The organism is Mesorhizobium sp. M7A.F.Ca.CA.001.10.2.1, assembly GCF_003998575.1.
Taxonomy (GTDB): domain Bacteria; phylum Pseudomonadota; class Alphaproteobacteria; order Rhizobiales; family Rhizobiaceae; genus Mesorhizobium.
Genome location: NZ_RZQY01000295.1, coordinates 1 through 7035 on the forward strand (window position 1 = coordinate 1; position 7035 = coordinate 7035).

Here is a 7035-nt window from a genome sequence, read left to right on the forward strand (position 1 = left end):
GCCTACGAAAAATAGAACTTTTCCGCCGGCATCATCTTCGGCGGGGTCTCGCCCAGCGCTTCGAATACCGAGATTTCGCAGACACGACAGAGGCCGTCGAGTGCAAGGTCGTTGGCCTCGGTGCCGAACGGATCCTCGAGCTCTTCCGAAAGCGCGTCGAGGCCGAAGAAGGTGTAGGCGATCAGCGCCGTGAACAGCGGCGTTGCCCAACCGGTGGTCGAGATCAGGCCGATCGGCAGCAGCAGGCAGACGATATAGGCCGTGCGATGCACCAGCAGCGTGTAGGCGAAGGGTAACGGCGTACCGGCGATCCGCTCGCAGCCGGCCTGGATGGCGGCGATCGACGCGAGCCTCTCATCGAGGATACGAAAGCCGATCGAGTCGACATCGCCCGCCCGGCGCTGCGCATTGGCACGCCGGCCCATGCGCCTGACCATCTCATCTGCCGGATTGGAAAAGGCTGCGGCCTTGTCCGCCTCGGCGTCGATGAGGGCGCGGGCATCCTTCATGCTGTCGATCTTGCGCAACTGCCCGCGCAGGAAATGACAGAAGGCGAGCGCTTCCATCAGCAGGGCGCGCTGCTCGGTCTGGTCCGGGATGAGGCTGGTGGTGGCGCGGGCCAGGTTGCGCATTTCGAAGACCAGCGCGCCCCACAGCTTGCGCGCCTCCCACCAACGGTCGTAGGCGGCGTTGTTGCGGAACGAGAGATAGATCGACAATGTCACGCCGACGAGGCCGAAAGGCGTGATGTTGAAGACGCTGAAATCAAGCTGGAACCGGCGCGCCACGGCCAGGATGATCGCGGAATAGAGCGCGAAGCCCAATATCTGCGGCAGGATGCGTGGCACGACCGAACCGCGCATGATGAAGAACAGCTGCAGGAATGTGGGGCGCGGGCGAACGATCATCGAAGGCCTTTCACGGACCGGCATCGGCCCTCAGCTCCTCTATTGTGCGATGCGACAGGTCCGCAAGCCCAGCCGCCAGCGACATCGCCATGTCGTCCTTGCAGCGCCAGGACTATCGGCACGCGCCGGTCGCGGATATTGAAGAGCACGTGGGCTGCGGCCCATTTCTGCAGGCGAGAGAAACGAATGACCGGCGAGACCGATCTGAAGACACTGCTGGCATCGATGACGCCGGAACTGCTGGCCGGCACCTATGTCTTCGCCACGCTGGCGCCTGGCGTCGCTCAGCCGGAAGGCCTCGAGCCGGTGATGGTGTTTCGCGAGCGCGAGGGCGTGACGCTGATCGTAACCGAGGAGAAGGCCATCGCTGCGGCACTGACCGCGTCATTCCGCTGCCGGATGGTCACGCTGAACATCCATTCGTCGCTGGAGGCCGTCGGCTTCCTCGCCGCCATCACCACGCGCCTCGCCGCCGCCGGCATGGGCGTGAACCCGGTTTCGGCCTTCTACCACGACCATCTGTTCGTCCCCGCCGACCGGGCGGAGGAAGCGCTGGAGCTGCTGGTTGGGTTGGCGGCTGAGAATCGAAGCTGAGGCTGGTGCTGCCCCTCATCCCCCTGCCGGGACCTTCTCCCCGTGAACGGGGAGAAGGGAGCTAACGGCCAAAGGCCGAGCACGCGACTGCGGGCCGCCGATCGTTCGGCGCCCCCGCGGAGGGCCCGCCGCGGCAGCGGCGATACGGCCCGTGAGCGAAAACTAAGCCGCCTTCTTCTTCGGCTGGATCAGGCCGCGCTCGACCAGCAACTCGGCGATCTGCACCGCGTTGAGTGCGGCGCCCTTGCGCAGATTGTCGGAGACGATCCACATCGACAGGCCATTGTCGATGGTCGAATCCTCGCGGATGCGCGAGATGAAGGTGGCGTCCTCGCCGGCCGATTCCAGCGGCGTGATGTAGCCGCCGTCCTCGCGCTTGTCCAAGACCTGGCAGCCTGGGGCTTCACGCAGGATATCCCGCGCCTCGTCGGCGGTGATCGGCTTTTCGAACTCGATGTTGACCGCTTCCGAATGGCCGATGAACACCGGCACGCGCACGCAGGTCGCCGTCAGCTTGATCTTGGGGTCGAGCATCTTCTTGGTCTCGGCGACCATCTTCCACTCTTCCTTGGTGGAGCCGTCGTCGAGGAACACGTCGATGTGCGGGATGACGTTGAAGGCGATGCGCTTGGTGAACTTCTTGACCTCGACGCCATCGGCGACGAAGACCGCGCGGGTCTGGGTAAAGAGTTCGTCCATACCTTCCTTGCCGGCGCCCGACACCGACTGGTAGGTGGCGACGACGACACGCTTGATGGTGGCGAAGTCATGCAGTGGCTTCAATGCCACCACCAGCTGCGCCGTCGAGCAATTCGGATTGGCGATGATGTTCTTGCGCGTGAACAGCGAGATCGCGTCCGGGTTCACTTCCGGCACGATCAGCGGCACGTCCTGGTCGTAGCGGAAGGCCGACGAATTATCGATGACGACGCAGCCCTGCTTGCCGATCTTCGGCGACCATTCCTTGGAGACGCTGCCGCCGGCCGACATGATGCAGATGTCGGTGTCGGAAAAATCATACTGGTCGAGCGTCTTCACCTTCAGCGTGCGGTCGCCGAACGACACTTCCGTGCCCTGGCTGCGCCGCGACGCCAGCGCCACGACTTCGCTTACCGGAAAGCCGCGCTCTTCCAGTATGTTGAGCATTTCCCGGCCCACATTGCCCGTGGCGCCGACGATCGCTACCTTGAAACTCATCGAAAAATCTCCTGTCCCTCTCCGCTTGGTTTTTGGAGAAACCCGCTGGCCGATGCGGGTTCCGTCCCCCGGGCCGAACCCGGGAGAGGGTGGTTAGGCCAAGGGAGTCACACCGTTTTGGTGGTGGTTTTGGCCATAGTTTTGCTGGAACGAGGGGACGCGCCGACGCGCCCGGCCCAATGATGTGCATTGAGGCTGGGGGCATCGAATGCAAGAAGAGCCATCAAAAGGCCGCGCATCGAAAAACGATCCCGTTCAAAGCGGGCTTTTACGCGGTTTGCGTCAAGAGTCAATTGCGATGAGCGTCCTGTTGCCCTGTACAATGGCGGCGGCACGAAGTACGAACGGCATGACCATCCGGCTCATGGAGCGTCCCGACGCCCGCCGAAGACAGGCCCATTGCTGGGCATATAAGAATCCGAATTCCGAAAGAGTAAGATGTCCAACTTCGATGCACTCGTTCCCGCGCTGGCAAGGGCGCTGGAAAAACGCGGCTATTCCGAGCTGACGCCCGTCCAGAAGGCGGTTGTGGCGCCGGAACTCGGCGAGGCCGATGCGCTGGTTTCGGCGCAGACAGGCTCCGGCAAGACGGTGGCCTTCGGCCTCGCTCTGGCGCCGACCCTGCTTGAGGGCGCGGAGCGCTTTGGCCACGCCGCCGCACCGCTGGCGCTGGCGGTGGCGCCGACGCGCGAACTCGCCTTGCAGGTGACGCGCGAACTGGAATGGCTCTACGAACTGACCGGCGCCACCGTGGCGTCATGCGTCGGCGGCATGGACATGCGCTCGGAGCGGCGTGTGCTGGAGCGCGGCGCCCATATCGTCGTCGGCACGCCCGGCCGGCTGCGCGACCACATCACCCGGCGCTCGCTCGACATGTCGGCGCTGAAGGCGGTGGTGCTCGACGAGGCCGACGAAATGCTCGATCTCGGCTTTCGCGAAGACCTCGAATTCATCCTCGACGCTGCTCCGGCCGAACGCCGCACGCTGATGTTCTCGGCCACCGTGCCGCGCTCGATCGCCACGCTCGCCCAGGGCTACCAGCGCGATGCGGTGCGCATCTCGGCCGCCGGCGAGGAGAAGCAGCATCTCGACATCGAATACCGGGCGCTGAGCGTCGCCCAGCCCGACCGCGAGAACGCCATCATCAACGTGCTGCGCTATTACGAAGCCAAGAACGCGCTGGTGTTCTGCAACACGCGTGCCGCCGTCAATCATCTGACCGCGCGCTTCAACAACCGCAACTTCTCCGTCGTGGCGCTTTCGGGCGAGCTCAGCCAGAACGAGCGCAGCCATGCCTTGCAGGCAATGCGCGACGGCCGCGCAAAAGTCTGCATCGCCACCGATGTCGCGGCGCGCGGCATCGATCTGCCCAATCTGGAGCTGGTCATCCATGCCGATCTGCCGACCAATCCGGAAACGCTGCTTCACCGCAGCGGCCGCACCGGCCGCGCCGGGCGCAAGGGCGTCAGCGCGCTGATCGTGCCCAACAGCGCCCGCAAGCGCACCGAGCGGCTGCTGCAGAACGCCGGCCTCAAGGCAACATGGGCGAGCCCGCCCTCGGCCGACGACGTGATGCGGCGCGACGACGAGCGCATCCTGGCCGACCCGGTTTTCGACGAGCCGGTGAAGGACGACGAACGCGGTTTCATCGACGCGCTGCTCGCCAGACATGGCGCCGAACAGGTGGCCGCTGCCTTCGTGCGCCAGTGCCGCGCCAGCCGCTCGGCGCCCGAGGACCTCATGGAGATCGCGCCCTTCACGCCGTCGCGTGAAAGACCGGCGGGCGAAGGTTTCGCGCGCCGCGACGAGGCGCCCAGCCGCCGCGACGATTTCGGCGACAGCGTCTGGTTCTCGCTGTCGATCGGGCGCCGGCAGAATGCCGAGCCGCGCTGGCTGATCCCGATGCTGTGCCGCACCGGCAGCATCTCGAAGCGCGAGATCGGCGCCATCAAGATGCAGCCGGAAGAGACCTACGTGCAGATATCAGCCGACTGGGCCGACCGCTTCCTGGCCGCGATCGGTCCCGACCGCAAGCTGCAAGGCAACATCCTGGTGAAGCGGCTCGATGGTACGCCCGATCTTTCACGCGCCGGCTATCAGCCGCCAAGCCCCGACAAGAAGCCGCATCGCGGCAAGGCGCCGTTCGACCCCAACGCGCCGAAGCGCAAATTCGAAAAACGTGCACCGGCAGCAGTCGATCAGCGCCCGGCCGCCGCGCATGAGGCAAAGCCATGGGCGAAAAAGCCGGGCAAGCCGAAATTCGACACCACCGGCGCGCCCAAGCACAAGAAGGCGAAGAAACGGCCCGCCTAGAGCATTTCACCGTTTCACGGAAACGGCGATCTGCTCTAACTCTTTGTTTTGACGCAATTCCCAAGGGAAAACGGCTTCACACTTTTCCTAGAATTGCTCTAGGACTTCGGCCGGAGGGAAGCGCTTGCCTGCAGGCCAGCCTTGATGGCAGCCCAGCTGGCCGATGCCGGCGTCGGGCGATGCTGCTTTGCGATGCGTTCCGTCAGCGATGAGCGCCAGTCCGCGTCTTCCGCCATCCTGCGGATCGCAGCGTACCAGCTGGCCTGGTCATTGGAATCGATCGCCGGCATCAGCCCGCCGCTCGCCTCGATCAGCGACGGCGCGGTCGAGACGATGACCGGAATGCCAAAATCGAGACATTCCGAGGCGCCATAGCCCCAGCCCTCGATATGCGAGGGAAAGACGCCGAAGGAAGCGCTGCGATAATATCGGATGAGCTCCTCATCGCTGATCGCTCCGGTGAACGTAACCCGCTCAAGCAATCTCGGATGGGCCTTGAGATAGGCGCGCAGCGGATCGATCATCCAGCCCCAGCGCCCGGCGCAGACGAGCCGCGGCAGCTTGACGCCCTCGTCGAGCGCCTGCTGCCATATCCGTGCCAGCAGGATGTGGTTCTTGCGCACCTCGATGGTCGAGCAATAGAGCACGAACGGCTCGTCGGCCTCGATGCGCGAAGTCTGGCCGATGCGCGAAGCCGTCTCGTACAGGATGGAAGGCATCGGAAACCGGTATACCACCGGCTGTGTGACGCCTGCCTGTTGCATATGGTCGGTCAGCGTCGCACCAACTTCGTCGGATGCACAAAATGCCGGCGCGCCGGAACGCACGAGGTGCTCGAGATATGACCCGTAGCGAGCCTCGCCAGGGCTCATACCAACCATGTCGGGGCGCAGTGTCGGGATGAGGTCGTGGCAAAGAAACGCAAGGCCACCGGCGCGCCCGGAAAGGGCGGCTCGATCGTCACCGGTCAGAATGTGATGGCTGATCAGGACAAAGCCGCGTTCGGTCTCGTTCGGTTGGCTTGGAACCTGACGCGGGGCCGACCGGATCCGCGCCCGCTGGTACAGACGATAGGCCCTGATCAGCAACCTCGTCGCCTGAATAGGCAATCCCTTTGCGGCCATGGGTCACCGTCTTGGCGAGATGGCGGTCGGCGTCGCGCTTGCCCCATGGCTGCTGCCTCACCGCTTCGAGGGCCTGCGACATCGCCGTACGTCTCCCAGGCCATCGTTTGAGGCGCCGGGGTGAAATCTCGCCCGTCGCGACATGGTCCTGCTCGAAAGGAGCGAGGGGGCGAAACCGGCCTTCCCACGGTCGGAACGCCACCACCTCCACGCTAGGGTCGGGATCGGCCAGGGCTGCGCTGACGAGAAAGCTTTCCACCCGCGGGATGCCGACAAGTCCCTGGCCGGACGGCCAGAACGTCAGGCCGGTGGCGTCGATGGCCAGCCTGGGAGGTCTTCTTTCCCCTCCATCTTCAATCACGGTTTTACTGTCAGGACTCTCGACTGTCATGTTCTGCTTCTGTCGAAGGCGGTTGCACTCGATGCCTTATGCTTCATTTGCCGCGAAGACGGTAGCCATGCTGGCCGTCTTGCCCATCGGCCCGGCCCTGTGCCACCTTCGGCCGGGACGTGGCGAGCGGGGGTGGCAAATGCGCGGCGAAGTACTTCACTATGACGAGATCCAGGGCTTCGGCTTCATATCCGGGGCCGACGGCAACCGTTACACCTTCACCCGCGAGAACCTGCGCCGGGAAACTGCTATGCGGAAGGGCGCGGCCGTCGAGTTCCAGCCGGGTGGCGGCCAGGCGCGCGACGTTTTTTCGATCACCGCTCCGACTGCCGCTCCCTCCGCCGCCAATCCCAGCGTCAAAGCCGCACCGGCCCAGGCCAGCGTTCCGTCCGCAGTGGTCCCGCCCGCTGCGCAGCATTTCGGTCGATCTTCCGAGATAGCCGAGCCCGGCGATCTCTGTGGCTATTTCTGGCGCGGCGTGACGCAGAACTATTTCCATTTCGCCGGA

At 64.5% G+C, this 7035-nt stretch carries 5 protein-coding genes and 1 pseudogene; 3 read left to right on the plus strand and 3 right to left on the minus strand.

The features are described from left to right. Nucleotides 1-2: 2 nt before the first annotated feature. Nucleotides 3-908, minus strand: a complete 906-nt coding sequence (locus tag EN964_RS19165) for a bestrophin family protein (protein ID WP_127276633.1) — start codon at nt 906-908, stop codon at nt 3-5. A 186-nt stretch (nt 909-1094) separates the two neighbouring features. On the opposite strand from EN964_RS19165, the gene EN964_RS19170 reads away from it, so the two are divergent. Then, a complete protein-coding gene (locus EN964_RS19170; RefSeq protein ID WP_127268219.1) occupies nt 1095-1502 on the plus strand; it encodes an ACT domain-containing protein in 408 nt (135 codons plus the stop codon). Between the two features lie 162 nt (nt 1503-1664). Here the strand turns inward: EN964_RS19170 and EN964_RS19175 are convergent, their stop codons facing one another. Next, nucleotides 1665-2699: an aspartate-semialdehyde dehydrogenase gene (locus EN964_RS19175; protein ID WP_023814446.1), complete on the minus strand. Its 1035-nt coding sequence runs from the start codon at nt 2697-2699 to the stop codon at nt 1665-1667. Between the two features lie 438 nt (nt 2700-3137). On the opposite strand from EN964_RS19175, the gene EN964_RS19185 reads away from it, so the two are divergent. Beyond that, entirely contained in the window at nt 3138-5012 is a 1875-nt protein-coding gene (locus EN964_RS19185) for a DEAD/DEAH box helicase (protein WP_127268221.1), read from the plus strand. A 98-nt stretch (nt 5013-5110) separates the two neighbouring features. On the opposite strand, the gene EN964_RS19190 is transcribed toward EN964_RS19185, so the two are convergent. Continuing rightward, nucleotides 5111-6136, minus strand: a complete 1026-nt coding sequence (locus EN964_RS19190) for a glycosyltransferase (protein ID WP_236382965.1) — start codon at nt 6134-6136, stop codon at nt 5111-5113. Between the two features lie 530 nt (nt 6137-6666). On the opposite strand from EN964_RS19190, the pseudogene EN964_RS19195 reads away from it, so the two are divergent. Beyond that, nucleotides 6667-7035, plus strand: a pseudogene (locus EN964_RS19195) (DUF805 domain-containing protein); the annotation flags it as partial.

Excerpts from the sequence above, each read along its gene's own strand:
- EN964_RS19165 (WP_127276633.1), bottom strand. The coding sequence starts at position 908 with ATGATCGTTCGCCCGCGCCCCACATTCCTGCAGCTGTTCTTCATCATG.
- EN964_RS19170 (WP_127268219.1), top strand. The coding sequence starts at position 1,095 with ATGACCGGCGAGACCGATCTGAAGACACTGCTGGCATCGATGACGCCG.
- EN964_RS19175 (WP_023814446.1), bottom strand. The coding sequence starts at position 2,699 with ATGAGTTTCAAGGTAGCGATCGTCGGCGCCACGGGCAATGTGGGCCGG.
- EN964_RS19185 (WP_127268221.1), top strand. The coding sequence starts at position 3,138 with ATGTCCAACTTCGATGCACTCGTTCCCGCGCTGGCAAGGGCGCTGGAA.
- EN964_RS19190 (WP_236382965.1), bottom strand. The coding sequence starts at position 6,136 with ATGGCCGCAAAGGGATTGCCTATTCAGGCGACGAGGTTGCTGATCAGG.